Origin of the sequence: Phenylobacterium sp. (assembly GCF_036963605.1) — a bacterium.
In the GTDB taxonomy this organism is placed as follows: Bacteria; Pseudomonadota; Alphaproteobacteria; order Caulobacterales; family Caulobacteraceae; genus Phenylobacterium.
On record NZ_JBALUY010000050.1, the window covers coordinates 1 to 25,068 of the forward strand.

Annotated in this window: 21 protein-coding genes and 2 pseudogenes; 11 read left to right on the forward strand and 12 right to left on the reverse strand. The window is 68.3% G+C overall.

Translation table 11 applies throughout. The features are described from left to right. The 6 genes and pseudogenes from topA to ruvX all read right to left on the reverse strand — a co-directional run. Positions 1–1,408, reverse strand: a 1,408-nt coding sequence (topA, locus tag V7702_RS10755; RefSeq protein WP_335650107.1) for a type I DNA topoisomerase, incomplete at its 3' end; no start/stop codon positions are given. A 154-nt stretch (positions 1,409–1,562) separates the two neighbouring features. Further along, a pseudogene (gene dprA / locus V7702_RS10760) lies at positions 1,563–2,657 on the reverse strand (DNA-processing protein DprA). Next, the gene (gene plsY, locus V7702_RS10765; protein WP_335650108.1) at positions 2,654–3,310 is read right to left on the reverse strand and encodes a glycerol-3-phosphate 1-O-acyltransferase PlsY; all 657 of its coding nucleotides are present in this window, start codon (positions 3,308–3,310) and stop codon (positions 2,654–2,656) included. Before plsY ends, dprA begins: the two are co-directional and overlap by 4 nt. Before the next feature lie 100 nt (positions 3,311–3,410). Further along, positions 3,411–4,709 carry a dihydroorotase gene (gene pyrC / locus V7702_RS10770; RefSeq protein ID WP_335650126.1) on the reverse strand — a complete coding sequence of 433 codons (1,299 nt, stop codon included), beginning with the start codon at positions 4,707–4,709 and terminating at the stop codon, positions 3,411–3,413. Further along, positions 4,706–5,683 (reverse strand): aspartate carbamoyltransferase catalytic subunit, encoded by a 978-nt coding sequence (locus V7702_RS10775; protein WP_335650109.1) that lies wholly within the window; start codon positions 5,681–5,683, stop codon positions 4,706–4,708. Before V7702_RS10775 ends, pyrC begins: the two co-directional genes overlap by 4 nt. A gap of 64 nt (positions 5,684–5,747) precedes the next feature. Continuing rightward, complete coding sequence (gene ruvX / locus V7702_RS10780) at positions 5,748–6,245, reverse strand: Holliday junction resolvase RuvX (RefSeq protein ID WP_335650110.1); 498 nt, start codon at positions 6,243–6,245, stop codon at positions 5,748–5,750. A 166-nt stretch (positions 6,246–6,411) separates the two neighbouring features. Between ruvX and V7702_RS10785 the strand changes: the two genes are divergently transcribed. From V7702_RS10785 to gatA, 4 genes are all read left to right on the forward strand, one after another. Further along, positions 6,412–7,290: a sulfotransferase domain-containing protein gene (locus V7702_RS10785; protein ID WP_335650111.1), complete on the forward strand. Its 879-nt coding sequence runs from the start codon at positions 6,412–6,414 to the stop codon at positions 7,288–7,290. A gap of 40 nt (positions 7,291–7,330) precedes the next feature. Continuing rightward, positions 7,331–7,699 carry a DUF4180 domain-containing protein gene (locus V7702_RS10790; RefSeq protein ID WP_335650112.1) on the forward strand — a complete coding sequence of 123 codons (369 nt, stop codon included), beginning with the start codon at positions 7,331–7,333 and terminating at the stop codon, positions 7,697–7,699. A gap of 77 nt (positions 7,700–7,776) precedes the next feature. After that, on the forward strand, positions 7,777–8,064 hold the full coding sequence (gatC, locus tag V7702_RS10795; RefSeq protein WP_335650113.1) for an Asp-tRNA(Asn)/Glu-tRNA(Gln) amidotransferase subunit GatC: 288 nt from the start codon (positions 7,777–7,779) through the stop codon (positions 8,062–8,064). After that, entirely contained in the window at positions 8,065–9,537 is a 1,473-nt protein-coding gene (gene gatA / locus V7702_RS10800) for an Asp-tRNA(Asn)/Glu-tRNA(Gln) amidotransferase subunit GatA (protein WP_335650114.1), read from the forward strand. 45 nt (positions 9,538–9,582) lie between these two features. Here the strand turns inward: gatA and V7702_RS10805 are convergent, their stop codons facing one another. After that, positions 9,583–9,870 (reverse strand): hypothetical protein, encoded by a 288-nt coding sequence (locus tag V7702_RS10805; RefSeq protein ID WP_335650115.1) that lies wholly within the window; start codon positions 9,868–9,870, stop codon positions 9,583–9,585. A gap of 125 nt (positions 9,871–9,995) precedes the next feature. Between V7702_RS10805 and gatB the strand changes: the two genes are divergently transcribed. Further along, positions 9,996–11,489 (forward strand): Asp-tRNA(Asn)/Glu-tRNA(Gln) amidotransferase subunit GatB, encoded by a 1,494-nt coding sequence (gene gatB, locus V7702_RS10810; RefSeq protein WP_335650116.1) that lies wholly within the window; start codon positions 9,996–9,998, stop codon positions 11,487–11,489. 81 nt (positions 11,490–11,570) lie between these two features. Here the strand turns inward: gatB and V7702_RS10815 are convergent, their stop codons facing one another. Both V7702_RS10815 and V7702_RS10820 read right to left on the reverse strand, forming a co-directional pair. Further along, the gene (locus V7702_RS10815; protein ID WP_335650117.1) at positions 11,571–12,095 is read right to left on the reverse strand and encodes an RcnB family protein; all 525 of its coding nucleotides are present in this window, start codon (positions 12,093–12,095) and stop codon (positions 11,571–11,573) included. A gap of 119 nt (positions 12,096–12,214) precedes the next feature. Beyond that, positions 12,215–12,589, reverse strand: coding sequence for an RcnB family protein (locus tag V7702_RS10820; protein ID WP_335650118.1), 375 nt, complete (start codon positions 12,587–12,589; stop codon positions 12,215–12,217). Between the two features lie 277 nt (positions 12,590–12,866). Here V7702_RS10820 and V7702_RS10825 point away from each other — a divergent pair, with 277 nt between their 5' ends. After that, positions 12,867–13,142 carry a sel1 repeat family protein gene (locus V7702_RS10825; RefSeq protein ID WP_335650127.1) on the forward strand — a complete coding sequence of 92 codons (276 nt, stop codon included), beginning with the start codon at positions 12,867–12,869 and terminating at the stop codon, positions 13,140–13,142. 20 nt (positions 13,143–13,162) lie between these two features. Here the strand turns inward: V7702_RS10825 and V7702_RS10830 are convergent, their stop codons facing one another. Continuing rightward, positions 13,163–13,918: a polysaccharide biosynthesis/export family protein gene (locus V7702_RS10830; RefSeq protein ID WP_442958413.1), complete on the reverse strand. Its 756-nt coding sequence runs from the start codon at positions 13,916–13,918 to the stop codon at positions 13,163–13,165. Positions 13,919–14,070: 152 nt separating this feature from the next. Here V7702_RS10830 and V7702_RS10835 point away from each other — a divergent pair, with 152 nt between their 5' ends. The 4 genes from V7702_RS10835 to rsgA all read left to right on the forward strand — a co-directional run bounded on the left by V7702_RS10835 (position 14,071) and on the right by rsgA (position 18,694). Then, positions 14,071–15,507 (forward strand): GumC family protein, encoded by a 1,437-nt coding sequence (locus V7702_RS10835; protein WP_335650120.1) that lies wholly within the window; start codon positions 14,071–14,073, stop codon positions 15,505–15,507. Positions 15,508–15,580: 73 nt separating this feature from the next. Next, positions 15,581–16,282, forward strand: a complete 702-nt coding sequence (locus V7702_RS10840; RefSeq protein ID WP_335650121.1) for a sugar kinase — start codon at positions 15,581–15,583, stop codon at positions 16,280–16,282. Beyond that, positions 16,279–17,559 carry an O-antigen ligase family protein gene (locus tag V7702_RS10845; RefSeq protein WP_335650122.1) on the forward strand — a complete coding sequence of 427 codons (1,281 nt, stop codon included), beginning with the start codon at positions 16,279–16,281 and terminating at the stop codon, positions 17,557–17,559. Before V7702_RS10840 ends, V7702_RS10845 begins: the two co-directional genes overlap by 4 nt. A gap of 61 nt (positions 17,560–17,620) precedes the next feature. Then, complete coding sequence (gene rsgA, locus V7702_RS10850) at positions 17,621–18,694, forward strand: ribosome small subunit-dependent GTPase A (protein ID WP_335650123.1); 1,074 nt, start codon at positions 17,621–17,623, stop codon at positions 18,692–18,694. A gap of 17 nt (positions 18,695–18,711) precedes the next feature. Here rsgA and V7702_RS10855 read toward each other — a convergent pair whose 3' ends face one another. Next, positions 18,712–20,352 carry a putative 2OG-Fe(II) oxygenase gene (locus V7702_RS10855; RefSeq protein WP_335650124.1) on the reverse strand — a complete coding sequence of 547 codons (1,641 nt, stop codon included), beginning with the start codon at positions 20,350–20,352 and terminating at the stop codon, positions 18,712–18,714. 245 nt (positions 20,353–20,597) lie between these two features. Here V7702_RS10855 and V7702_RS10860 point away from each other — a divergent pair, with 245 nt between their 5' ends. Then, positions 20,598–23,588: a TonB-dependent receptor domain-containing protein gene (locus tag V7702_RS10860; RefSeq protein WP_335650125.1), complete on the forward strand. Its 2,991-nt coding sequence runs from the start codon at positions 20,598–20,600 to the stop codon at positions 23,586–23,588. A 253-nt stretch (positions 23,589–23,841) separates the two neighbouring features. On the opposite strand, the pseudogene V7702_RS10865 reads toward V7702_RS10860, so the two are convergent. Continuing rightward, positions 23,842–25,068: pseudogene (locus V7702_RS10865) on the reverse strand (peptidase); the annotation flags it as partial.

The window sequence follows — 25,068 nt, forward strand, 5'->3', positions numbered from 1 at the left end:
GGCTGGCTTCGGAATAGCGGGGCGGCGGCTCGGTGAAGTGCTGGGCCGCCCGGGCGGCGGCGACCTTGGCGGCTGCCCCCTGGCTCACCTGGGGCAGGCGGCCGGATTCTTCGTCGTCGGCGTCGTCGCGGCCCTCTTCGTAGACGGCCAGATAGCCGTCGAACAGGATCACCTGGCCGGTGGCCCGCAGGCCGGTCTGGCCATCGGCGCTCTCCAGCTCGATGGTGGTGCGCTCGATGCGGGCGCTTTCCATCTGCGAGGCGATCATCCGCTTCCAGATTAGCTCGTAGAGCCGACCCAGATCGCCGTCGAGGCGCAGAGAGCCCGGATTGCGAGCCAGGCTGGTGGGGCGAATGGCCTCGTGGGCCTCCTGGGCGTTCTTGGCCTTGGTGCGATAGAGCCGGGCCTGCTCGGGCACATATTCCTTGCCGTAGACGCCGCCGATCACCAGGCGGGCTTCGTCCAGGGCCTCGGGCGCGGCCTGGACGCCGTCGGTCCGCATATAGGTGATCAGGCCGACGGTTTCGCCGCCGATGTCGACCCCTTCATAGAGCTTCTGGGCGGCCTGCATCGTCCGCTGGGCCGAGAAGCCGAGCTTGCGCGAAGCCTCCTGCTGCAGGGTCGAGGTGGTGAAGGGCGGGGCCGGCGAGCGCTTGGCCGGCTTTTTTTCCACCGAGGCGATGGTGAAGCTGGCGGCCTGGACCGCGGCCTTGGCGGCCTCGGCGGCGGCCGCGTCGCCAAGGTCGAACTTGGTCAGGCGCTTGGCCTGGTGCTTGACCAGGCGAGCCACAAAGGGGTCGCCGCCGGCCGAGACGTCGGCGTCGACAGTCCAGTACTCCTGAGTCTTGAACCGCTCGATCTCGAGTTCGCGGTCGACGATCAGGCGCAGGGCCACCGACTGGACCCGCCCGGCCGAGCGCGAGCCCGGCAGCTTGCGCCATAGCACCGGCGAAAGGGTGAAGCCCACCAGATAGTCCAGGGCGCGACGGGCGAGGTAGGCCTCGACCAGCTCCATGTCGATATCCCGCGGCGCCTTCATGGCCTCGGTGACCGCCGACTTGGTGATGGCGTTGAACACCACCCGCTGGACCTGGGCGCCCTTGATGACCTTCTTCTTCTGAAGGACCTCCAGGACGTGCCACGAGATGGCCTCGCCCTCACGGTCGGGGTCGGTGGCCAGGATCAGGCGGTCAGCCCCCTTCATCGCCTCGGCGATGTCGTTCAGCCGCTTGGCGGACTTGGCGTCCACGTCCCAGCTCATGGCGAAGTCCTCGTCCGGTCGGACGGAGCCATCCTTGGGCGGCAGATCGCGCACATGGCCGTACGAGGCGAGTACGACATAGTCGCCGCCCAGGTACTTGTTGATGGTCTTGGCCTTGGCCGGGCTCTCGACGACGACGACGTTCATTTGTGGGGCTTTGACTGACGGCTACGCGGGCGGAAAGCCCGGAACACAAAGGCGCGAAAGGTGGGCTTGAGCATGGGGCGATGTCAACCGGCGCTGGGTGCGGCGCCAAATACGGGCGATCCGGATCCACGCGTCTGGTCTCCGCCCGACCCCTTCATGCGGCGGCGGCCTGGCCGCCAGCGAGCAGTTCGGCGCGCCCGGCTACCGCCAGCTCAACAAGGGCCGCGGCGACGGCACCGGCGTCGCGACCCGTGGCGCGCACCAGTTCGTCTCGCGATACCGGGGTGGGGGAGAGGGCGGCCGCCACCGCCTCGATGAGGGCGGCGTCGGCAGCTGAGCAGGTCGGTGGGCCGATATAGGGCGGCTCCCGCTCGCGAAAGCCATCGAAGGTGTCCAGGGCGCGCAGGACGTCGTCGACCCCTTCGCAGAGCGCCGCGCCCTGCCGGATCAGGTCGTTGGCGCCGCGGGCGCGAGGGTCTAGCGGGGAGCCCGGCACGGCCAGCACGTCGCGGCCCTGCTCGGCGGCCAGGCGGGCGGTGATCAGGGAGCCCGATCGCAGCTCGGCCTCGACCACCACCACGGCCCGCGAGAGGCCGGCGATGATCCGGTTGCGCCGGGGGAAGTCCCTGGCCTGGGCCTGGCGGCCGGGCGGGTGCTCGGCCACGACGCAGCCCTGTTCGGTCAGCCGATGATAGAGGGTCCGGTGTTCGTGGGGATAGATGTCGTCGATCCCGCCGCCGAGGACGGCGATGGTCCCGTGCTCCAACGCGCCCTCGTGAGCGGCGCCGTCGATGCCCCGGGCCATGCCCGAGGCGACCACATGGCCGGCCTGTCCCAGTTCGGCGGCCAGGCCGCGGGCGAATCGCTGGCCGGCCGCCGAGGCGACCCGGGCGCCGACGATGGCGACGATGGAGCGGTCGAGCAGACGGACATCGCCGCGGGCCCAGAGTACCGGCGGCGGCGGATCCAGAGCCGCCAACGCCTGAGGATAGCCGGCCTCGCAGGCGCAGATGAGCTGGGCCCCCAGGGCTTAGCCGGCGGCGAGCTCGGCCTCGACCTCATCGGTCGAGGGAATGGCCGGCGCGCCGTTACGGCCGCCCCGTCGGGCAAGTTCGGGCAGGGCCTCAAGCGCGCGGCCGGGCTCGGCATAGCGACGGATCAGCTGGTCGAAAGTCACCGCCCCGACGCCCTCGCTGCGGGCCAGACGCAGCCAGTCGCGCCGCGCCTGCGGCGTCAGGCCAGGGCTCATTCGGGGTCCTGCGGCGATGGCGTCTTCGCGCCGCCGATTCGCGGTTCCTGGCCCTTCAGCAGGCGGGCGATGTTCTCCCGGTGACGGAAGAAGATCAGCACGGCCATGACGACGGCCAGCACGGCGATAGGGTAGGGGCGGTCGGTGACGAATACATAGACCGGCGCCAGCGCCGCGGCGGTGAGCGCCGCCAGGGACGAGAGCCGGAAGACCAGCGCCACCAGGATCCAGGTGGCGCCGGCCAGCAGGCCGACAGGCCAGGCCGCCGCCAACAGGACGCCGAAGAAGGTGGCCACCCCCTTGCCGCCCTTGAAGCCCAGCCAGACGGGGAAGATGTGCCCGATGAAGGCCGCCCCACCAGCCAGCGCCGTCAAGGTCGCCTGGGCGCTCTGAGGCGCGTCCTTGGTCAGCATCCAGGCGACGGCGACGGCCATGGCGCCCTTGCCCCCGTCGCCGAGCACGGTGATCAGGGCCAGGTCCTTGCGGCCGGTGCGCAGGACATTGGTCGCGCCGATATTGCCCGAGCCGATGGATCGCACGTCGCCGGCCCCGCCCAGGCGGGTGGCGATGACGCCGAAGGGAATGGACCCCAGCAGATATCCGCCGATCAGGGCGGCGGCGACGAGCGCGAGGCTCAAGGTGTCGGTCGGCATGTGTTTCCCCGGTTTCCCTAAGTGCTGACGGCGTCGATCTGCCGTTGCCGTTTTGTTCGCCCATGCATAGCGCCGGTCGGCGAGGCGGGCAACGGTCTAGCTAGTCGGCCTGATAGACCACGCGACCGTCCACCAGGGTCGTGCGGACCACGCCCTGCAAGCGGCGGCCGTCGAAGGGCGAGTTCTTGGACTTGGACTTCAGGTCGGCCAGATCGACGATCATCGGCGCGTTCAGGTCGCAGAGCACGAGGTCGGCGGGCGCGCCCTTGGCCAGGCGACCGGCGGGCAGGCCCAGCAGTTCGGCCGGTCGGCTGGTGACCGTGCGCATCAGGTCGATCAGCGGAATGCGTCCCTCGTGGTGGAAGGCCAGCAGGGCCGGCAACAGGGTCTGCAGGCCCACGGCGCCCGGCGCGGCCTCGTCATAGGGCAGGCGCTTGTCCTCGGCCGGCGCTGGCGCATGGGCCGAGACCACAATGTCGATCAGGCCGGAGGCCAGGGCCTCGATCACCGCCTGGCGGTCGTCCTCGCCGCGCAGGGGCGGATCGACCTTGCAGAAGGTGCGATAGTCGCCGATGTCCACCTCGTTGAAGGACAGGTGGTTGATCGAGGTCGTGGCCGTCACGTCGAGGCCGCGGCCCTTGCCGCGCTCAAGGCTTTCCAGGGCGCAGGCCGTGGTGATCTGGTCGACCAGAAGCCGCCCGCCGGTCAGCTCCACCAGGGCCAGGTCGCGCTCCAGCATGATCTTTTCGGCGATGGGCGGGACAGACGGCAGGCCCATGCGGCCGGCCAGCTCGCCCTCGGTGGCCGCGGCGCCGGCCGACAGCCAGGGGTCGGCCGGTCGGTGGGCGACCAGCACCCCGAAGCTGCGGGCATAGGCCAGCAGGCGGCGGAAGACCTTGGAATTGACGATCGGATGGTCGGCGTCGGTGACATAGACGCAGCCGGCGTCGCGCATCAGGCCAATCTCGGCCATCCGCTCGCCCGCCAGGCCCTTGGTGGCTGCGCCTGCGGGATAGACGTGGACCAGCTCGATGTCCCGGGCCCGGCGCAGGATGAAGTCCACCACTGACGGATCGTCGACCACCGGTGAGGTGTCCGGCTGGACGACGATGGAGGTGACGCCGCCGGCGGCCGCGGCCAGGGCGGCGGACTTCAGCGTCTCCTTGGGCTCGGCGCCCGGTTCGCCGGTCTTGACCCGCAGATCGATGAGGCCGGGGGCCAGCATGGCGCCGCGGGCGTCGAGCGTCTCGATATCGTCCGACAGGCTGCCCAGCTCACCGCCGAAGACCACCTCGGCGATCTTGCCATTCTTGACCAGCAGGGCGCCGGGCGCGTCCTGGCCGCTGGCCGGGTCGACGAGGCGGGCGTTTAGAAGGGCGAGCGGGCGGGGCGCCATCAGTCGTTGTCCAGTCGGGCGGCCAGGGCGGCGAGCACCGCCATGCGGGCGGCGACGCCCATCTCCACCTGATCCTGGATCAGGCTGACGGCCAGGTCGTCGGCCACCTCGGAATCGATCTCGACGCCGCGGTTCATGGGCCCGGGATGCATGACCCGGACGTGGGGGGCGGCGCAGGCGAGCTTCTCCCGATCGAGGCCGAAGAAGCGGAAATATTCCCGCTGCGACGGCGCCAGCACGCCATCCATGCGCTCCAGCTGCAGGCGAAGCATCATGACCACGTCGCAGCCCTCAATGCCCTTACGCAGGTCGTGATAGACCTCCGAGCCCCAGCGATCGGCCTCGGCGGGCATCAGGGTCGGCGGCCCCACCAGCCGTACCTCGGCGCCCATCATCTGCAGCAGGCCGACATTGGAGCGCGCCACCCGGCTGTGGAGCACGTCGCCGCAGATCGCCACCCGCAGGCCGGCGATGCGGCCAAAGGCCCGGCGCATGGAGAGCGCGTCCAGCAGGGCCTGGGTGGGATGTTCGTGCTGGCCGTCGCCGGCGTTGATCACCGAGCAGGACACCTTCTGCGACAGCAGGGAGGCGGCGCCCGAGGACGCGTGGCGCACCACCAGCAGGTCCGGCTGCATGGCGTTGAGCGTCACGGCGGTGTCGATTAGGGTTTCGCCCTTGGAGATCGACGAGGCTCGGGGGCTCATATTGACCACGTCCGCGCCCAGCCGCTTGCCGGCCAGCTCGAAGGAGCTCTGGGTGCGGGTGGAGTTCTCGAAGAACAGGTTCATCAGCGTCCGACCCTTGAGCAGGTCGAGCTTCTTCGAGGTCTGGCGGTTAAGGGCCACGAAGGTGTCGGCCAGGTCCAGCAGGTCGCCGACCTCGACGGGGTTCAGGTCCAGGACCGACAGGAAATGGCGCTTGGGAAAGGGGAAGGTCTTCCCCAGGACGTCGATCAGACCGGATTCGGGCGCGCTCATTAAAGCGCCGTCTTAAGGGGACCGGCCGGCTTCGCCAAGACACCTGTGGTGACGGTCCACATGTTCAGGCCTCGGACGGCGGGGCGGGGGCGTCCGCCAGGTTGCGCAGGCGCTCCAGGGCGCCCTGGAGAATCCAGGCCGCGGCGGTCTTGTCGACCACCTCGCCGCGTCGGGCGCGGGTCATGTCGGCCTCATTCACAAGCATGCGGTTCACAGCCATCGACGACATGCGCTCATCCCAGAAAACGATAGGCAGGTCGCGCAGCCTCAGGAGGTTTCGGCCGAAGGCGCGGCTGGACTGGCAGCGCGGTCCCTCCGTGCCGTCCATATTGACCGGCAGGCCGATGATGATCGCCAGGGCTTCGCGTTCGGCCATCAACTGGAAGAGATGCTCGGCGTCCTGGTTGAACTTGCCTTTGCGGATCAGCACGAGGGGCGAGGCTACGGTCCGGCTGATATCGGAAACCGCCACGCCGATCGTCTTCTCGCCGAGGTCCAGGCCGACAACGGCTCCCAGGCGGGGCAGGGCGGCTGGCAGATCAGTAAGGTCCATTATGGGCATGGCGGCTCATATCACGGCGCCGGCGGAGTACGAATTCGGGCGCCAATGAGGGGGTTCGTCGAACGTCGATATTGGCGTTTGGCGGCGGTGGGGCTATGGGGCTCTGACGACCTGGGGAGGGATTGGAATGTCGGCGTCAACCGGTTGGCCGCGCAAGACGCGCGACATGCACAATCATCATATGGATTCCACGGTCTGGGACAGGCTGGCCTTTCGCGATGACGACGTCATCGTGGCCACCTACGGCAAATCCGGCACCACCTGGACCCAGCAGATCGTGGGCCAACTGGTCTTCGCAGGCGATCCAGACGTCAGGATCGCCGAGGTGTCGCCCTGGGTGGACCTTCGGATCATGCCACCGGATCTGCTGGACATCCTTGAGGCCCAAAGCCACCGACGGATCCTGAAAACGCACCTGCCGGTGGACGCATTGAACTTCTCGCCGAAGGCCAAGTACCTCTATATCGGCCGCGACGGCCGCGACGTGGTCTGGAGCCTGTATAATCATCACGCCGGCGCCAACCAGCTTTGGTATGACACCCTCAACGACACGCCCGGTCGCATGGGGCCGCCCATCGAGCGGCCGGATCCCGACGTTCGCCGCTATTTTCAGACTTGGCTGAAAGAGGACGGCGCACCGTTCTGGCCCTATTGGGAGAACATCTCCACCTGGTGGGCGATCCGCGACCTGCCCAATGTCATGCTGGTCCATTTCAACGATCTGAAGCAGGATCTGGAGGGCGAGATGCGCAGGATCGCCGCCTTCCTCGACTGCGACATTCCCGAGGACCGCTGGCCGCAGATCCTGGAGCACTGCACCTTCGACTGGATGAAGACCCATGCCGAGAACGTCGCCCCGCTGGGGGGCGCGATCTTCGAGGGCGGCGCCCAGACCTTCATTAACAAGGGGGTCAACGGCCGCTGGCGGGACCTGTTGAGCGACGAAGATATCGCCGCCTATGAGCAAAGGGCTCTCGCCGAGCTTGGGCCCGATTGCGCGGGTTGGCTAGCGGATGGGCGCGCGTCCGCCATCCAGCCCGCTTGATGTATCGCGCCTCAAACAAATTCCTGCGGCAGGCCCGGTCATGAGTCCGGAGATACTTCAGGTGGGCGGCGTCCGCGTCCTGGTTCTGACGCCCGAGGGCCAGGCGGTCGGATCGGAGGCCGACGCTCTGGACCTGCTGGGCGAGGCGCTGGGAGCAGGCGCGGCCTGGATCGCGCTGCCAGTCGCCCGAGCGGCGCCGGATGTCTTCCGGCTCGAAACCCGGCTGGCCGGGGCCATCGCCCAAAAGCTTGTGAACTATGGCGTCGGTCTGGCCTTCGTCGGCGACCTGTCCGATCCTATGGCGCGAAGCCAGGCGCTCCGCGATTGGGCGCATGAATGCAATCGCGGCCGGCAGGTCTGGTTCGCCGCCGATCTGGCCGAGCTTGAGACCCGCCTTTCAAGCCTCTGACACCCTGATCAGCCTGACGGCTTGTCAAAGACCGCTCCTGACGGCTAACCCACGGATCAGATTGCAAGGAGGCCCCCATGGCCATCGACGTGGCGACCGTTCGCAAGGTCGCCAAGCTGGCGCGCATCGCCGAACCCGAGGCGCGCCTGGAATCCCTGGTTCAGGAGCTCAACGGCATCCTGACCTGGATCGAGCAGCTGGAAGAGGTGGACACCGACGGGGTCGAGCCGATGACCTCGGTGGTCCATCAGGGCCTGCCCATGCGCGAGGACGTGGTCACCGAGGGCGGCGACCCGGCCAGGGTGCTGGCCAATGCGCCGAAGACGGCCAAGGACTTCTTCGTGGTTCCCAAGGTGGTGGAATAGATGAGCGACCTGACCAAGCTGACGCTCAAGACCGCCCTCGAAGGCCTTGAATCCAAGTCGTTTTCCGCGCTTGAACTGACCCAGGCCCATGTGGAGGCCGTGGAGTCGGCCAAGGCGCTGAACGCCTATGTCCTGGAGACCCCGGAAAAGGCCCTGGAGATGGCCCGGGCCAGCGACGCGCGCCGCGCCCGCGGCGAGGCCGGCGCCCTCGACGGCGCGCCCCTGGGGGTCAAGGACCTGTTCTGCACCGAGGGCGTGCGCTCCACGGCCTGCTCCAAGATTCTGGGCAATTTCGTCCCCACCTATGAGTCCACCGTCACGGCCAATCTCTGGCGCGACGGGGCGGTGATGCTGGGCAAGCTGAACATGGACGAGTTCGCCATGGGCTCGTCCAATGAGAGCAGCGCCTATGGCCCGGTGATCAATCCCTGGCGCGGCCAGGGCGATGACACCCCGCGCACGCCTGGCGGCTCGTCGGGCGGGTCGGCGACTGCGGTGGCTGCGGAGCTCTGCCTGGGCGCTACGGCTACAGACACCGGCGGTTCGATCCGCCAGCCGGCGGCCTTCACCGGCACGGTGGGCATCAAGCCAACCTATGGCCGCTGCTCGCGCTGGGGGGTGGTGGCCTTCGCCTCGTCCCTGGACCAGGCCGGCCCGATCGCCCGCAATGTCGAGGACGCCGCCATCCTGCTGAAGTCCATGGCCGGCCACGACGCCAAGGACTCCACCAGCCTGGACATCGAGGTCCCGGACTTCCCCAGCTTCGTGGGCAAGTCGGTGAAGGGCCTGCGGATCGGCATTCCCAAGGAGTACCGCGCCGAGGGCATGGCGCCGGAAATCGACAAGCTGTGGGAGCAGGGTGTGGCCTGGCTGAAGGCGGCCGGCTGCGAGATCGTCGAGGTCTCGCTGCCCCACACCAAGTACGCCCTGCCGGCCTATTACATCGTGGCCCCGGCCGAGGCCTCATCCAACCTGGCCCGCTATGACGGCATGCGCTACGGCCTGCGGGTCGACGGCGCCAACCTCACCGAAACCTACGAGCAGACGCGCGCCCAGGGGTTCGGCGAAGAGGTCAAGCGGCGGATCCTGATCGGCTCCTACGTGCTCTCGGCCGGCTATTACGACGCCTACTATCTCAAGGCCCAGAAGGTGCGGCGGCGGATCTCCGACGACTTCGACCAGGCCTTTGAGAAGGTCGACGCCCTGCTGACGCCCACCGCGCCCTCGGCCGCCTTCGCGCTCGGCGAGAACGCCGACGATCCGGTGGCCATGTACCTGAACGACATCTTCACCGTGACGGTGAATCTCGCCGGCCTGCCGGGCATGAGCGTGCCTGCCGGGGTGGACGCCAACGGCCTGCCGCTGGGCCTGCAGCTGATCGGCCGGCCCCTGGACGAGGGCACGCTTTTCTCGCTGGGCGGGGTGATCGAGGAGGCGGCTCAGTTCAAGGTCCGGCCGCAACGCTGGTGGTGACGCCCGCCGCGGCCGGCGGCCGCGGACGGGCTTGACCTGCAGGGTTTAATCGGTGGCCAGTTCGCTCTTGATGGCCGCCAGGGTGTCGTCGGTGATCTGGCCTTCGGAATAGGGCTTCAGCTCCACCAGCGTCATGCCCTTGAACATGTCGTAGGAGGGATGGGCGCCGATGCCCGGAATGTGCTTTTCCAGCACGGCCTTGGCTTTTTCGTCGGCCATCAGCTCTGCGACCGAGTTGGATTCGACCGACAGCGTCGTGTTGGCCGCCACGGCCGTCACCGCGGTCAGTGTCATCGAAAGGGCGAGGGCGCCCGTCATGAGAAATTTGCGCATAGGTGAGGTCTCCTCCCTGGATCGGCGTTGTCGCCGACGCGGAGTGAGCGGCAGACGCCGGCCTTTCGCAAGAGGGTTTAACTTGGCCGCTTCCGCAGGGCGGCGGCTGGGATTAGGAAGAGCGGATGACTGAGAACACCAAGTTGATCCAAGGTCGGACTGGCCCCTGGGAAATGGTCCTGGGGCTGGAGGTCCACGCCCAGGTCGCCTCCAACGCCAAGCTCTTCTCCGGGGCGGCCGTCGGCTTCGGCGCCGGGCCCAACGCCCAGGTCAGCCTGGTGGACGCCGCCATGCCGGGGATGCTGCCGGTGATCAACCGCCGCTGTGTGGAGCAGGCCGTGCGCACGGGGCTTGGCCTGAAGGCGCAGATCAATCTGAAGTCCACCTTCGACCGCAAGAACTACTTCTATCCGGACCTGCCCCAGGGCTACCAGATCAGCCAGTTCAAGGAGCCGATCGTCGGCGAGGGCGAGGTGCTGGTAGAGCTGGACGACGGCGAGACCATCACCGTCCGCATCGAGCGGCTGCACCTGGAGCAGGATGCGGGCAAGTCGCTGCACGACCAGGATCCGGACTCCACCTATGTGGACCTGAACCGTTCGGGCACCGCCCTGATGGAGATCGTCTCGCGCCCCGACATGCGCAGCGCGCCGGAAGCCGCCGCCTATGTGAAGAAGCTGCGGACCATCCTCGTCTATCTGGGCACCTGCGACGGCGACATGGAGAAGGGCAATCTGCGGGCCGACGTGAATGTCTCGGTCTGTCGTCCGGGCGCCTATGAGAAATTCCGCGCCACGGGCGACTTCAGCCACCTGGGCACCCGCTGCGAGATCAAGAACGTCAATTCCTATCGCTACATCCAGCAGGCGATCGAGTACGAGGCTCGCCGGCAGATCGAGATCCTCGAGGACGGCGGCAAGATCGACCAGGAGACGCGCCTCTTCGATCCCGGCAAGGGCGAGACCCGCTCCATGCGCTCCAAGGAGGATGCGCACGACTATCGCTACTTCCCCGACCCCGATCTGCTGCCCCTGGTGCTGGACGAAGCCTGGGTGAAGGCCATCGAGGACAGCCTGCCCGAACTGCCCGACCCCAAGAAGGCGCGGCTGCAGAGCCAGTATGGTCTGTCGGCCTATGACGCTGGGGTGCTGGTCGGCGAGATGGCCCGTGCCGACTTCTTCGAGGCCGCCGCCAAGGGACGCGACGCCAAGCTGGTGGCCAACTGGGTCACCAATGACCTCGCCGCCCGCCTGACCGCGGCGAACCTGGACCTTCAGGACAGCCCGATCAGCGCCGGCGAGATCGCCGAACTGGTGAAGCTGATCGAGGACGGGGTCATCTCGTCCAAGATCGCCAAGGACGTCTTCGAGCGGATGTGGGCGGGCGAGGGCGCGCCGGCCGAGATCGTCGAGAAGCAGGGCCTGATGCAGGTCTCCGACACCGGCGAGCTGGAGGCCATCATCGACGGCCTGATCGCCGCCAATCCGGCCCAGGCCGAGTCGGTGAAGGAAAAGCCCCAGGCCATCGGCTGGTTCGTCGGCCAGGTGATGAAGGCCACCGGCGGCAAGGCCAATCCAGGCACAGTCAATCAACTGCTCAAGGCCAAGCTCGGCCTCTGAATCGAACCCCGCACGCGACGAAGGCCCCGGACGTTCGCCCGGGGCCTTTTTCATGACGCCTGTCGTGGATCGCCTCGGGGATCAGCGATTGTTGATGATCTCGAAGATGATACCGGTGGCGACGGCGGCCAGCAGGTAGTCATTGCCGACCCGGTGCCACGCATAGCCCCGCGGCGGCGGACGCAGGCGGTAGCGGTGGTAGTCGTGGACGACATAGCCGCGGTACTGCGGCGGCAAGACCGCGCCGCGCCGCCAGGCGACATAGCCCGGACGGTACTGCGGATGGCTGTAATAGACCGTAGGCGGCGGCCCATAGGACCAGCGGTTCTGATAGTAGTAGCCGTTGTACCGGCTGCTATCCCAGCGCGGCGCCGGGCGTGGCGGCTGATAGTGACGACGATTGTCATAGCGGTTATCGCGCCGGTCGTCGTGGCGATCCCAGCGCCGGTCGTCGCGCCGGTCGTCACGACGGTCCCAGCGGTCGCCCCGACGATCGTCATGGCTCTCGCGCCGGTCCCAGGACTGCGCCTGGGCTGATGTCGCAGAGGCCGCCATGGGACCCGCAACGGCGGCGATGGCCGCGAGACTCAAGATCAGACGTCGCATTCTACGTCTCCGTTTTCCTTGCGGGCCCGCCGGGCGGGCCGCCACATCCCCCGATGGTCTGAAGGATGGGCGGCGCGCCCTGAACCCCCGCTGAACGGTTAATTCAGGATCGGGGGCTGCTAGTTGAACAGGCTCAGGACCACGTCGGCGATCAGGCCCGTCTGGGTCTGGGCCAGATAGACGTCGTTATCGACGCGCACCCACTGGTAGCCCGGGGGCGGCTGGCGCAGGCGATATCGCGCGGGCTCACTGATGTAGTAGCTGCGCTCGGTCACATAGGCGCGCGGCACATGGTCGCCGCGACTCCAGCGCTTCTTGGTCTGGCCAGGCGGCATGCCGTGGGGATGGCGCTTGCCGTAGTCCTTGCCCCGGTCGCCACGGTGGTCGCGCTCATAGCGGTCGCGGTCTCCGTGATAGTCCGGGTGCGGTCGCGCGAGAGCGGAAGCCGGCAGGGCCATGGCCACCGCCGCGGCGGCGATCAAAATGGTCTTCATCACAAGGCTCCTTGTGTCGTGTCCCTCACACAAGGAACGTCCAAGGTGCCATCTGGCTCCCACCTTGGGCCGCAGGCCGGGCGTGCTCGCGTTAAGCCTGTGTAGACAAAGGTTTCGCAACAGTAAGCGCCGCGAACTCTGCCAGATTGTCGCATGAATTCGCGTTATTTTCGGACTTAACCATATGTTCAGCCGAGTTCGACTTTTCTTCGGTCATGGATAGCGGCGCAAGGTTCCCAGAACGGGGACCGGCCGCTGGATGAGGGACGTGAAGGTCATGTTTGCGAACGTGGACGTAGGGGGCGCCGAAGGCCTGCCGCTGCCGGGCCCGGAAGCTTCCGGAGACGAACTGTTCCGGCTGGGCATGCTCTATTCGACCGGCCAGGGCGGCGCGCCGCTGGACTATGTTTCGGCCCACATGCTGTTCAACCTGGCGGCCATGCGCGGTTCGCTGGAAGCCAAGGTCTACCGCAAGGAGCTGTCTCAGGAGATGGCCACCGAAGACGTGGCCGAGGCCCAGCGTGCCGCCCGCGAATGGCTCGCCCAGGGCTGAAGTCCTAAACCGGTTCGCCGTCAGTTTACCGGCTGACCGTTCAGGGCGTAGCTGAAGCCGAACTGGATCGGCGAGAGGTCGCGGAAGTACTGCTGGACGAACAGTCCGGCATTGGCCACGCCGCTCCGCGGCACATAGACGATGTCGAACCGACGCAACGGGATCAGGTCCGCGCTCGGTCGCCGCAGGCCCGCCAGCAGGTCAGCCGTGCGCATCATGCCCCGCCCGCCGGCGCCTCGCCGGATGATGATCACCTCGCTGCGATTGGCCGTCGGGCTGAAGCCGCCGGCCTGGATGATGGCGCGCAGGGCGTCGGCGTCGCCGACCATGTCATAGACGCCAGGGGCGCCCACCTCGCCGCCGACGAACACCTTCAACGGCGCGGCCTTGGCGGTCACGAACACCTCCGGGCGTAGCAGATGCGCCGCATAGGCCTGGGACAGGGCCGCCTCGAGCTGCATCGTGGTGCGGTCGGCGGCCATCACCGGCGGGATCAGCGGCATGGTGACGCGGCCGTCGGGCTGCACGGTGAGGGTCTTGGTGAGCTCGGGCGCCGAGGGCACCGTCACCTCGAGTTCGTCCCCCGGATAGAAGCGATAGGCCGGCTCATCCTCCGTCCACTGGGCATAGGGAAGATTGACGAAATCCGCCTCATGAGACGGCGCCACAAGGCCGGCCGCCTGCGCGCCGGGCATGGCGCGAACGCCGCCGCATCCGGCGACCGAAAGGGCCGCGAAAAGGCACGGCAGGGCGTGGAATCTGGCGCGTCTAAGCATGGGGCCAGGGTTAACAGGAATGGGTAACGAAGTCTTAAGCGCGGGGGGCGAGGGTCCGGCTCTAACTGGGTCGGACCGCCGGATTCGTTATGGCCGCATCGAGCGCCTGGACTGCACGATCGAATGACAGGGCGCCCCGGTCGGATTGGGCCATGCGGCCGCGCTATGCGCCATCGGACTTCGTCGCCCTGCTATGGCGCGAACGGTTCCTGATGCTGGCGGTGTTCGCCGTCATCTTCGTGATTGGCGCAGCCTTCGCCTTCAGCCTGAAGACCGTCTATCCGGCCAGTTCCAGCATCCTTGTGCGGCTGGGCCAGGAATATGTCTATGAGCCCCGAGCCGGGGACGCCGGTCGCGGCGCCGTGCCGGAAGCCGAGCAGGTGATCCAGGCTGAGACCGAGATCCTGGCCTCCAGCGAGCTGAAGCAACGGGTGATCGATCGCCTGGGCCTGTCGCGCATCTATCCGAAGCTGGCCGACGAATTCACCGAGGCGCCGCCCGGCGAGAAGCGGATCGTGATGGGCAAGGCCATGCGCGCCATGGAGACCAGCCTAAAGATTCAGACGGCGCCCGACACGCCGATCGTTCGGCTGGTGTTCGAGCACCAGGACGCCAAGACCGCCGCCCTGGTCCTCAATACGCTGCTGGAAGAGTACTTGATCTTCCGCCGGACCGTGCTGGTGGAGTCCAACCTGCCGGCCATGGAGACCCAGCGTCAGACCTTCGAAGAGCGGTTGGCCGAGGCCGACGCCGCCTATGAGCAGTTCCTGACCAGCAACCAGATCGGCGATTTCGTGGCCGAGAAGGCGGCGCTGTCGCAACTGCAAAGCCAGATCGAGCAGCAGAAGTATCAGACCGAAACCCAGCTTCAGGACCGGGTCGGCCGGCTGGCGGCGCTGCAGGCGCAGATGGGCCAGGTCTCGCCCGAGGTCGGCCTCTACCGGGATGTGAACAATGCGGCCTCCGACAAGCTGGTGGAGCTGAAGCTGCAGCGGGAGGATCTGCTCGGCCGCTACCGGGCCGACGCCCAGCCGGTGCGCGACCTTGATTCCCAGATCGCCCGGCTGGAGCAGGGCATCGAGGCCGGGCGCACGACGGGGGAGGGCGCCCGGCGGATCGGCGTCAATCCGGTCTTCCAGACCCTGCAGACCGAGCGCATCCAGCTCCAGTCGGAAGTGGCGGCTCTGCGCCAGGCGCAGGCCACCCTCAGCACCCAACTGGCCCAGCTTCTGGATCGTCGCCTCAAGCTGGCGGAACTGGAGCCTCGGTTCCAGGCGCTCAGCCTGGACCGCGATGTCCTGCAGGCCAATGTCCGCGACTTCGCCGTCAAGGAAGAACAGAGCCGCGCCGCCCGCGAGATCGCCGCGGCCTCCAACGACAATATCCGCATCGTCCAGCGGGCCACCGCGCCGGCGCGGGGCTCCAGCCTGAAGAAGCCCGTGCTGGTGCTGGCCTTCCTGTTCGCCGGCTTCACGGCCCTTTGCGCGGGCCTGCTGCGAATGTTCCTGCGACCCGGCCTGCCCACCGCCCAGTCGGCGTCGAGAACCCTGGAGCTTCCCGTGCTGGGCGCGGCGCCGATGAAGGCCTGATGGGCAAGGGCTCCTGTGTGGCGCAGCCCTTTGGGCTAACGTCAGCGACAGTGTACGCGTGGCGATTCGAGCAATGGTGAACCTCAACGCTGAGATGGCCGAGCTGTGGGCCTCCCTGGGGGCGCCCGCGGCCGGCCGCGCGCGTATTCTTCAGCTGGTTTCGGCCCGGCGCGGGGAGGGGACCTCCACCATCGCGCGAGAGCTCGCCTTCTTCGCCGCGCGCCAGGCTGGCCGAGCGGTGTGGCTGGTCGACCTCGATCTGATGACCTCACCGCAGTACGCAGCGATCGGCGCCGAGAGCGAGCGCTATGGCCTGGTCGGCCAGCCGGCCCAGGCCAGCCCTGACGGCTCCATCTTCTTCGCCGTCCAACCCCCGGCCCAGGGACCCGATGGCGCCCCCTGGCCGGACGCCCGCTACCTGGCCGCTCACCGGGTCGGCGCTGCGCGCTGGTGGGTGACGCGCTTTCGTCGAGAGGCGCTGCGGGGCCGTCAGAACGTCCATATTCTGCCCAGCGGCGACTATTGGAACGCCCTGCGCAAGTTCGCCGACCTGATCATTGTCGATTGCCCGTCGGGCGACCGGTCGCAGGCTGCGGCGACGGTGGCGCCTTTCATGGACCAGACCGTGATGGTGGTCGCCGCCGACGAAGAGGATGTCCGCGCCCCAGCCCTGATGCGTGACGCCCTGACCGGAGCTGGCGCTGACGTGGCGGGCCTGTTCTTCAACCGCGCCACGGTGGAACAGCCGCCGTTTGCGCGCGCCTTCCTGCGGTGACCGGGGCCGCCTATGCCGGCGCGCCGGCGTTCGAGGCGCCGGCCCCGCGGCTGACGGCGTGGCGGCTGATCCTGGCCGGCGCCTCGGTCTTCCTGCTGCTGGTCTACAGTCAGGCCTGGGTCTTTCCGCTCATGGGCGAACAGGCCAACGCCGAGCAGGGGGGACTGATCCGGGCGCTCTACCTGCCGGCCTATGCGGCGGGCTTCCTGCTCCTGGCGGTGTCGCCGGGCGCGACCTTCCAGGCCCTGCTGCGCCAGCCCTTCCTTGTGGCCCTGATGCTGCTGCTGGCGGCGTCCTTCCTCTGGTCCATCGCCCCGGACCAGACCCTGCGGCGGGTCTTCGCCGCCTACTGCTCGGCATTGGGCGGCGTGGTTCTGGCCTCGCGGCTGAAGTGGTCGGAGCTGGCCGAGGTGATCGCCGGCGCCTTCGCCGTCCTGGCGGTCGTCGCCTTCGTGGTCCCTTTGGTCCTGCCGTCTGTAGGGATCATGCAGGAGATCTTCCCGGGCGCCTGGCGGGGCGTCTGGTCGGAAAAGAACGCCCTGGGGGGCAATATGGCGCTAGGCTTCGCCGTTCTGGGGGCCGCGGCCATGCTGAACCCACGTCGGCGGCTCGTCTGGGCCGGATTCGCCGCGCTCGCCCTCCTGCTAACCCTGATGTCGACGTCCAAGACCTCTCTGGTGGCCCTGATCCTCGGCCTGGGCGGGCTGGTCTTTGTGGCCATCGTGCGCCGGGGACCGGCCACCCGCATCGCCATCCTGTGGCTGGCCATCGTCGGCGCCGGCATGGGACTGGGGATCGTGCTCTTCGCCGCCGACGTGGTGTTCGACGCCCTGGGCAAGGACGCCACACTCACGGGTCGCACGAAGATCTGGGCCGCAGCCATGACCCAGATTCAGGCGCGTCCCTGGACGGGCTATGGCTTCGGCGTGGTGTGGGACGACCTGGGCCCCTGGGCGCCCCTGGCCCAGATAACCAAGGACGCCGGCTTCCGGCCGCAACACGCCCATAATTCCTGGATCGAGCAGTGGCTGGGCATGGGCCTCATCGGGCTGGTGGTTTACGCCCTGTTGTACGCCCAGACCCTGATCCTGGCCCTGGTGGCGCTGTTCCGGCATCCGGGCGCCTATCTGGCGATCCCCTTCCTGATCGTCTACAGCCTGATGACCATCACCGAGAGCATCGCGGTGACCTATAACGACTTCCGCTGGGTGCTCTTCGTGGCCATCGCCGTGAAGCTCGCCTGGCCCGACCGCGAGATCGAGCGCCGCCGCGCATGACCGTCAGGCGGGGCCGTGAGCCCATTCAGACTCGTCGGAAATCCATGCGAAGGACGTCGAATTGCTGAAATCCTACGGCTGGACCGACGCCCTGCAAGCGGGCTTCGCCCCCTTTGCGGCCCAGGGGCTCCAGCCCGCCCGGGTGGTGATTCAGCACCGCGCCCGCTTCGTGCTGATCAGCGAAGAGGGCGAGATTTCCGCCGAGACCGCCGGCCGCTTCCTGCACAACGCCTCGACCACCGACCTGCCGGTGGTCGGCGACTGGGTGGCCGTGGCGCCCCAGTCGGGCGACGGCGTCTCCACCATCCATGCCGTGCTGCCCCGCCACAGCCAGTTCGTGCGCAAGGCCGCCGGCGTGGTGGAGAAGCCCCAGGTGGTGGCGGCCAATTTCGACGTGGTCCTGCTGACCACGGGGCTGGACACCGACTTCAACCTGCGTCGGATCGAGCGCTATCTCACGGCCGCCTGGCGCACCGGCGCCCAGCCGGTGGTGGTGCTGACCAAGGCCGACCTGGTGGAGGATGTGCCCGCCTTCGTGCGCGAGGTGGAAAGCGTCGCCCTGGGCGCGCCGGTCCTGCCGATCGCCGCGCCTCAAGGCCTCGGCCTGGACGCGCTGGAGGCCTATCTCGGCCCGGGAACGACGGCGGTGATGCTGGGCATGTCGGGGGTGGGCAAATCGACCCTGGTCAACGCCCTGGCCGGCGAGGCGCGCCAGGCGGTCGGCGAGGTGCGCGCCGCAGATGGTCGGGGCCGCCACACCACCACCCATCGCGAGCTGGTTCTGCTCCCCCAGGGCGGCCTGATTCTCGATACGCCCGGCATGCGCGAACTGGGGCTGTGGGATCCGGGCGAGGGCGCGGCCCAGACCTTCGAGGATATCGAGGCCCTGGCCCTGCAGTGCCGGTTCAATGACTGCAGCCATAATGGCGAGCCGGGCTGTGCGGTGGGGCCGGCGCTCGCGTCCGGCGTCATTTCCCGCGAGCGCCTGGAGTCCTACCGCAAGCTGGAGCGCGAGGGCGCGAGCCTGCCGCGCAAGGCTGACCCGGCCGCCGAGGTGGTCCATCGCAAGCTCTTCGCCGCCCGCGCCAAGGCCGCCCGCCGCCAGCAGCGGATCGAGGAGGACGGCGAAGACTAGGTCACCCACGTGCGAGCTCAGTCAGGCGCGATGTCGAAGGCGATGCTCATGCGCGGCCGGTCGCCGCCGAACGGGACGGTGCCGTGCCACATGTAGGAGGGAAACAGGGCAAGCCGCCCGGGTTCTGGCCGCACATGGTGCTCGGCGGCGAGCTTGGGGCGAGTGGGGATGGGCGGGGCGCCGAAACGCAGCCAGCCAGCGTGGTCTTCGCCTTCGCTCACCGCAGCCGGGACCTCGATATAGCAGGCTGAGGAGATCCATCCTTGCGGGTGGATGTGGTCAACGTGGAAGCCGTGGGGCTGCAGCCGCGCCGACCAGGCGCCGACCACATGATGGCCCCCGCGGTTGCGGGCGCGAAACAGGTCTGACCCCTGGCCCACGCTCTGGCGGTAGGCGGCCAGGGGGCCTTCGATCGCCTGGAAGAAGGCGGAAATGACAGGATTTTCGGAGGCGCGCAGGTTTTGCGGGGTCTGGGCGCCGCCGCGCAGGGATTGCTCGATGGGATGGGCCGAGAGCCGGTGGAGGTCGTTGAGCGCGCAGCGCAAGTCCTCCAGATAGGCCCAAAGACTGCTCCAGCCGGCCGGGGTGTCGAGGGTGTAGACGCCGACCAGGGCCTCATAGTCCCAAAGTTCGCGATAGCGGGGGTCCCCGGCCAGCCGCCAGGCGGTGGCCAGGGCCGCCGCGGCTTCCTGGTCGAAGGGGCGCTCGGCCAGGAGCGACTGGGCGAGGCTTGCGGCCTGATCGGCTTCGCCGAGGGCCAGCAAGGCATGGGCCAGGGCCTGGCGGGCCGCGGGCTCGACCGGGTTTCGGTCGACCACCCGGGCGCAGAGATCGCGGCTGCGCTCGGGATCGTGCGCCAGCAGCAGGGCGGCGGTCTCCAGGGCCAGGCGTGGATCATCCGGCGCCTGGGCCAGCGCCGTTTCGGCAAACGCCAGGGCGGCGTCTTCGCTGGCGATGTGATGCAGGAGCCGGATCTTGACCGCGGCCAGGGCCGCACGGTCCTGCGGCGGGGCGACGCCCAGGGCGGCGTCCATCGGCGCCAGGGCCAAGGCGGCCTGGCCGGAGCGCATCCACAACAACTGGCAGAGGTCGCGCGTCGCCTCGGCATAGGCCGGCCGGCGCTGCACCGCCTGGCGCAGGGCCTGCTCGGCCTCATCGAAGCGGCACAGGCCCTGCAGGGCGCGGCCGTAGACCAGCCAGGTTTCGGGCGCGTCCAGACCGAGGGCGAAGGCGCGTTCACACTCGGCGGCGGCTTCGCGGTCCCGCCCGGCGTCGCCCAGGTTCGAGGCGGCGTTGTGCGCCGCCACGCCGCTTTTCGGGCTGAGGCGTGCGGCCAGGACGTAGTCGGCCAGGGCGTCGGTCCTGCGGCCGCAGGCCTTGCGCGCCGCCGCGCGGGCCGACAGGGCTTCGGGCCAGGGGGCCGGGCTTTGCAGAAAGGGTGATAGCAGGGCCTCGGTCTCGGCCGCCCGGCCGCTGGCGGTCAGCAGCCGCGCCAGGGCCACGGCCGCCTGGACGACGCCCGGCTCGCGCGCCAGGACCGACCGGTAGCTCGCCTCGGCCTCTCGCAGGCGGCCGGCCTGCCCCAGGGCGCGCGCCGCATCCAGCCCTTGGCGCGCGGCCAGGGAGAGCGGCTGTAGGACGGTGGGCTGGGCTGTCATCTTCCCCCGACACAAAGGCCCAACGACGGACATGTCCGCCTGGGTGCGTGCGCCCATTGTGCGAACGGGCCTGGGCGCCTGTCCAGGGGGCGCCGCTGACCGGGGACTGCGCAGATGAGGCGCCAGGGGCGAGGCGCGCGCCGCTGACGAAAAATCGACAGTCGGAACCTGCGGATACCCCGCGGGCCTGCGTCTTGGGCTCGGGCGTGCGAGGGGCTCGCCCTCCAAAAAAGAAGGCCAGGCGCATGAAATCAAGATCTCTGAAGTGGCTGATGGCGGGCGGCGTCGCCTATGGGGCGTTGTCCGCCGCCGGCGCAGCCCAGGCCCAGGAGGCCGCACCCGCCACCATCGAAGAGGTGGTCGTCACCGGGTCGCGCATCGTGCGGCAGGACTATGTGGCCAACAGCCCGATCGTCTCGGTCGGCCAGGCGGCGATCGAGGCCACCGGCCAGGTGACGGTGGAGAAGTCCCTGTCGCAGATGCCGCAGTTCTCGGGCTCGTTCGGTCAGGGCAATACCGGCTCGACCTCCACTGGCCTGAACGGCGGCCAGTCCTACGCCTCGTTGCGCGGACTGGGCTCCAAGCGCACCCTGATCCTGATGGACGGCCGGCGCCTGCAGCCCTCCAACCCGGACGGCTCGGTCGATCTGAACACCATTCCCGAGGCGTTGATCGAGAATGTCGAGATCATCACCGGCGGCGCCTCGACGGCCTATGGCTCGGACGCCACGGCCGGGGTGGTGAACTTCCGCCTGCGGCGCAACTTCGACGGCATTGTCATCGACAGTCAGTACGGCGTCACCGAGAAGGGCGATGGCGAATCGTTCAAGGTGGCGCTCACCGCCGGCCAGGCCTTTGACGAGGGCCGCGGCCGGGCCGTGATTTCGGTGGACTACACCAACCGCGACCGGGCGCTGCAGAGCGCGCGCGACTATTACATCTTCCGCCAGACCACGCCGGGCCTATCGACCATCCCTCAGGGCACGGTGCTGTTCGGCGCCAACCTGCCCACCCAGTCGGCCGTCAACAGCGTCTTCGTGGGTCAATATGGCCTGGCCGCCCTGCCGGGCAACGCCGCGGGACGCTATACCGGTCAGATCGGGTTCAACACCGACCAGACCATCTTCTCCACCGCCGGCGTGCGGGTGCAGAACTTCCGCGATCCGGAGACCAACAGCGCCTATATCGTCAACGCCAACGCTGCGGGCACCTCCCAGCAGGTGAACTTCGGCTATGACGGCGCCTCGATCCAATCGGACCTGGACCGGTACGCCGTGTTCGGGAAGATCGACTATGACCTGACCGACACCCTACGGTCCTTCGTCCAGTTCACCTTCACCGACTACGAATCCCTGGGGATCTCGAACCCGACCCTGGCCTCCAACGTCTATGGCCTGTCGGTCCCGGCGACCAATCCCTTCATCCCCGCGGAGTTCCGCACCATCCTGGCCTCGCGCCCGGACGCCAGCGCGCCCTTCACCTTCTACAAGGCCCTGAACATCCTGGGGCCGCGGGAGCAGAAGTACAGCTACACGGTCTATCAGCTCACCGGCGGCCTCTCCGGTGACGTCGGGGTGAGGGACTGGACGTGGGACGCCTATGCCTCGTTCTCGCGCGCCAAGTTCGACAACGAGCAGACGGGCGGCGCCAGCGCCAGCGCCGCGGCCCGGCTGCTGAACAGCCCCACCGGCGGCGCGGACCTCTGCGCAGGCGGCTGGAATCCCTTCGGCGACCTGACGCCCTCGGAGGACTGCATTAGGTACCTGTCTCGCCGCACGCTGAACCAGAATGAGCTGGAGCAGCGCATGGTGGAGGCCAGTGTCCAGGGTGGCCTGTTCGAACTTCCGGCCGGCGAGATTCGCTTCGCCGTCGGCGCGGACTACCGCTCCAATGAATACACCTTCCGGGCCGACAGCCTGCTGAACCAGCCCGATGGGACCTCTGACGTGCTGGGCTTCAGCGTCCTGCGTGACGCGGGCGGTTCGGTGGACACCTATGAGGTGTTCGGCGAGCTTCTGGTGCCGATCCTGCGCGACCTGCCGATGATCCGCGAGTTCAACCTCGACCTGGGCTACCGCTTCTCCGACTATTCCTCGGTGGGGGGGATCCACACCTACAAGGCCGATTTCGACTGGTCGGTGGTGGAGGGGCTTCGCCTCCGCGGCGGCTATAACCGCGCGATCCGGGCGCCCAGCGTCGGCGAACTCTATGCGCCCGTCTCCACCGGCTCGGTGACGATCGGCACGGCGTCGGCCACCAACACCAATGGCGACCCCTGCGACGTTCGCTCGTCCTTCCGCCGGGGGGGCAGCGGCGCCCAGGTGCAGGCGCTCTGCCTGACCCAGGGCGTTCCGGCCTCGATCATCGACAGCTACCAGCTGGGCACCGCCCAGGTCTTCGCGCTGACCGGGGGCAACCCGGACCTGGAAGAGGAGACCGCCGACACCTATTCCTTCGGCGCGGTCGTCCAGTCGCCCTTCGAGAGCCCGCTGTTCAGCCGCATGTCGGCCTCGATCGACTGGTACAGCATCAAGGTCACCGACGCCGTCGGCACCCTGCCGGTGGGCAACGCCTTCCGCTTCTGCTTCAACGAGGGCGGCAACAACCCCAACTTCGATCCTGACAACTATTATTGTCAGCTGATCCAGCGGAACCCGGCCAGCGGCGTGCCGCTGAATCCGGTGCAGCCGCTCCTGAACCTCGGCCAGTTCGAGACCAGCGGCGTCGACGTGCAGTTCGATTGGACGCTGGACATGATGGATCTGGGGCTGGGCGACGACTCCGGTCGCCTGGCGCTGAATGTCACCGTTGGCTATCTGGAGAGCTTCAAGATCCAGAATCTGCCGGAATCGCCCAGCTACGACTATGCCGGCACCTGGGGCACGGCGGTGGAGAGCAACGCCGGTCAGGCGCACCCCGAATGGAAGACGGTGACCTCGGCCACCTATTCCAGGGGGCCGGCCAGCCTCGGCCTGCGGTGGCGCCACATCAGCGAGATGGAGGCCTCGGCCGTGGTGGTCACCCCGACCAGCACGTCGCTGGGCGTCAAGGCCTATGACATCTTCGACCTCAATGGCCGGGTGAGCCTGCCCTGGGACACCGATCTGCGCTTCGGGGTGAACAACCTGTTCGACAAGGCGCCGCCCCAGGCCGGGGACACCGAAGGCAACCGCGACGCCCAGAACTACGACGTCATGGGCCGCGCCTACTATGTCGGGATGCGCAAGCGCTTCTGACCCCTGTTGGAACCGGAGGCCGCCCCCTTCCTCCGGTTCCACTCGCCGCCTGTCCCAGGCGGTCCCCCCCGGGCGCCGGTCGCAAGACCGGCGCCCTTCTTGTTGGAGCTTCCGCCCGGTCGCAAGACCGGCGCCCTTTCCTGGCAGCCCGCGCCGGCCGGGTCTCAGATCGTCACCGACCTGGACGCAAAGAAAAAGGCGCCGGACCCGAAGGTCCGGCGCCTGGCGGAGGTCTGACCCTCCGGTCGAGGGACTATTGTCCGGCGCTCGCCGGTCCGTACAGCAGGCCATTGAACAGGAACTTGAAGGTTCCGTAGGACTGCGCCCGCTGGGTCACTTCCGGACCCATGACGAACAGCTTTCCGTCGCCCATGTCGATGTCGAGGATGCCGATCGTGTCGTCGAGTCGTTCCTGACCCACGGCCCAGCCGCTGCGCAGCGGGGTTTCGCTGCTGAACCAGGCCACCGGCGTGGCGCCAGACGCCCCCGCCTTCAGCTGGAAGGTCGGGCTGCGGTCGAAGAACACGTCCACCTCCTGCGGCATGCCGTAGGCCAGGGGCTGGCGATTATCGACCGTCGCGCGCAGCACCGATCCAGGGATGTAGAACTCCTTGGTCGGCAGGGCGGCGAGCTTGCCATCCTCCTGACGAGCGATGGCCACGTCCACCGGCGCGTCAATGGCCGTGGCCAGACGCGAGGAGGAGCCGATGGTGATCACCGTGCCGCCCTTGCGGATGAAATCGGCCACCTGGGGCAGCGTCTTGTCGTCCGTAATGGTCCCCAGCCAGGGGCGATATTCGGCGGGGATGTCGGCGGCCTGCGGCTGGGTCGAGGGCCGTCCGGCGCGGAAGGGACCGCCCTGGGGCGCAGGAACGACGCCGTCGGCGAAGACCAGGACGTCATAGTCCTTGCCCAGATCGCCGGCGTCCAGGCGCTGCGGATAAACCACCTCGAATGGCGCTTCGAATTGTTCGAAGAGCCAGCGATTCCAGCCCGAGGGCATGGAGCCGCCATAGACGTCCACCAGGCCGATGCGAACGGGCTTGAGCGGCAGGGCCTCGCCGGCGGGCTTGGCGCCCACGGCATAGGCGTCGATCCCAAGCTCGCCGACGCTTTGGGCGATCACGGTCTGGGCCTGGGCCGAGGCTGGAACCCAGATGGCGCCGGGGCCGAAGCTGACGGCGCCGGCCTTGGCGTCGTCCTTGAGCCAGAACACCGGCTGGCCGGCCTTCAGGAGACGGCTGGTCAGGGTGAAGCTGTTGTTCGGCTCATGGCTGATCAGCCAGCCCGCTGCGCCCGAACCCTTCACCGAGCCCGCTGGCGGGGCGACCAGGTCGGACAGGCGTTCGGTGGGCGCCTCGAACCCGTCCAGGATGCGGTCGAACTTGATCCCCATCTGATAGGCCAGGGTGTAGCCGGTCACATCGTAAGGCGCCTTGGGCGGACCGCCGGGATATTCGGTGTCGTGCGGATGGTCCTG

Bases quoted from the DNA above. Each gene is read 5' to 3' on its own strand.
- plsY (WP_335650108.1), bottom strand. From the start codon at position 3,310: ATGCCGACCGACACCTTGAGCCTCGCGCTCGTCGCCGCCGCCCTGATC.
- V7702_RS10775 (WP_335650109.1), bottom strand. From the start codon at position 5,683: ATGAGCGCGCCCGAATCCGGTCTGATCGACGTCCTGGGGAAGACCTTC.
- ruvX (WP_335650110.1), bottom strand. From the start codon at position 6,245: ATGCCCATAATGGACCTTACTGATCTGCCAGCCGCCCTGCCCCGCCTG.
- V7702_RS10785 (WP_335650111.1), top strand. From the start codon at position 6,412: ATGCACAATCATCATATGGATTCCACGGTCTGGGACAGGCTGGCCTTT.
- V7702_RS10790 (WP_335650112.1), top strand. From the start codon at position 7,331: ATGAGTCCGGAGATACTTCAGGTGGGCGGCGTCCGCGTCCTGGTTCTG.
- gatC (WP_335650113.1), top strand. From the start codon at position 7,777: ATGGCCATCGACGTGGCGACCGTTCGCAAGGTCGCCAAGCTGGCGCGC.
- gatA (WP_335650114.1), top strand. From the start codon at position 8,065: ATGAGCGACCTGACCAAGCTGACGCTCAAGACCGCCCTCGAAGGCCTT.
- V7702_RS10805 (WP_335650115.1), bottom strand. From the start codon at position 9,870: ATGCGCAAATTTCTCATGACGGGCGCCCTCGCCCTTTCGATGACACTG.
- gatB (WP_335650116.1), top strand. From the start codon at position 9,996: ATGACTGAGAACACCAAGTTGATCCAAGGTCGGACTGGCCCCTGGGAA.
- V7702_RS10815 (WP_335650117.1), bottom strand. From the start codon at position 12,095: ATGCGACGTCTGATCTTGAGTCTCGCGGCCATCGCCGCCGTTGCGGGT.
- V7702_RS10820 (WP_335650118.1), bottom strand. From the start codon at position 12,589: ATGAAGACCATTTTGATCGCCGCCGCGGCGGTGGCCATGGCCCTGCCG.
- V7702_RS10825 (WP_335650127.1), top strand. From the start codon at position 12,867: ATGTTTGCGAACGTGGACGTAGGGGGCGCCGAAGGCCTGCCGCTGCCG.
- V7702_RS10830 (WP_442958413.1), bottom strand. From the start codon at position 13,918: ATGCTTAGACGCGCCAGATTCCACGCCCTGCCGTGCCTTTTCGCGGCC.
- V7702_RS10835 (WP_335650120.1), top strand. From the start codon at position 14,071: ATGCGGCCGCGCTATGCGCCATCGGACTTCGTCGCCCTGCTATGGCGC.
- V7702_RS10840 (WP_335650121.1), top strand. From the start codon at position 15,581: ATGGTGAACCTCAACGCTGAGATGGCCGAGCTGTGGGCCTCCCTGGGG.
- V7702_RS10855 (WP_335650124.1), bottom strand. From the start codon at position 20,352: ATGACAGCCCAGCCCACCGTCCTACAGCCGCTCTCCCTGGCCGCGCGC.
- V7702_RS10860 (WP_335650125.1), top strand. From the start codon at position 20,598: ATGAAATCAAGATCTCTGAAGTGGCTGATGGCGGGCGGCGTCGCCTAT.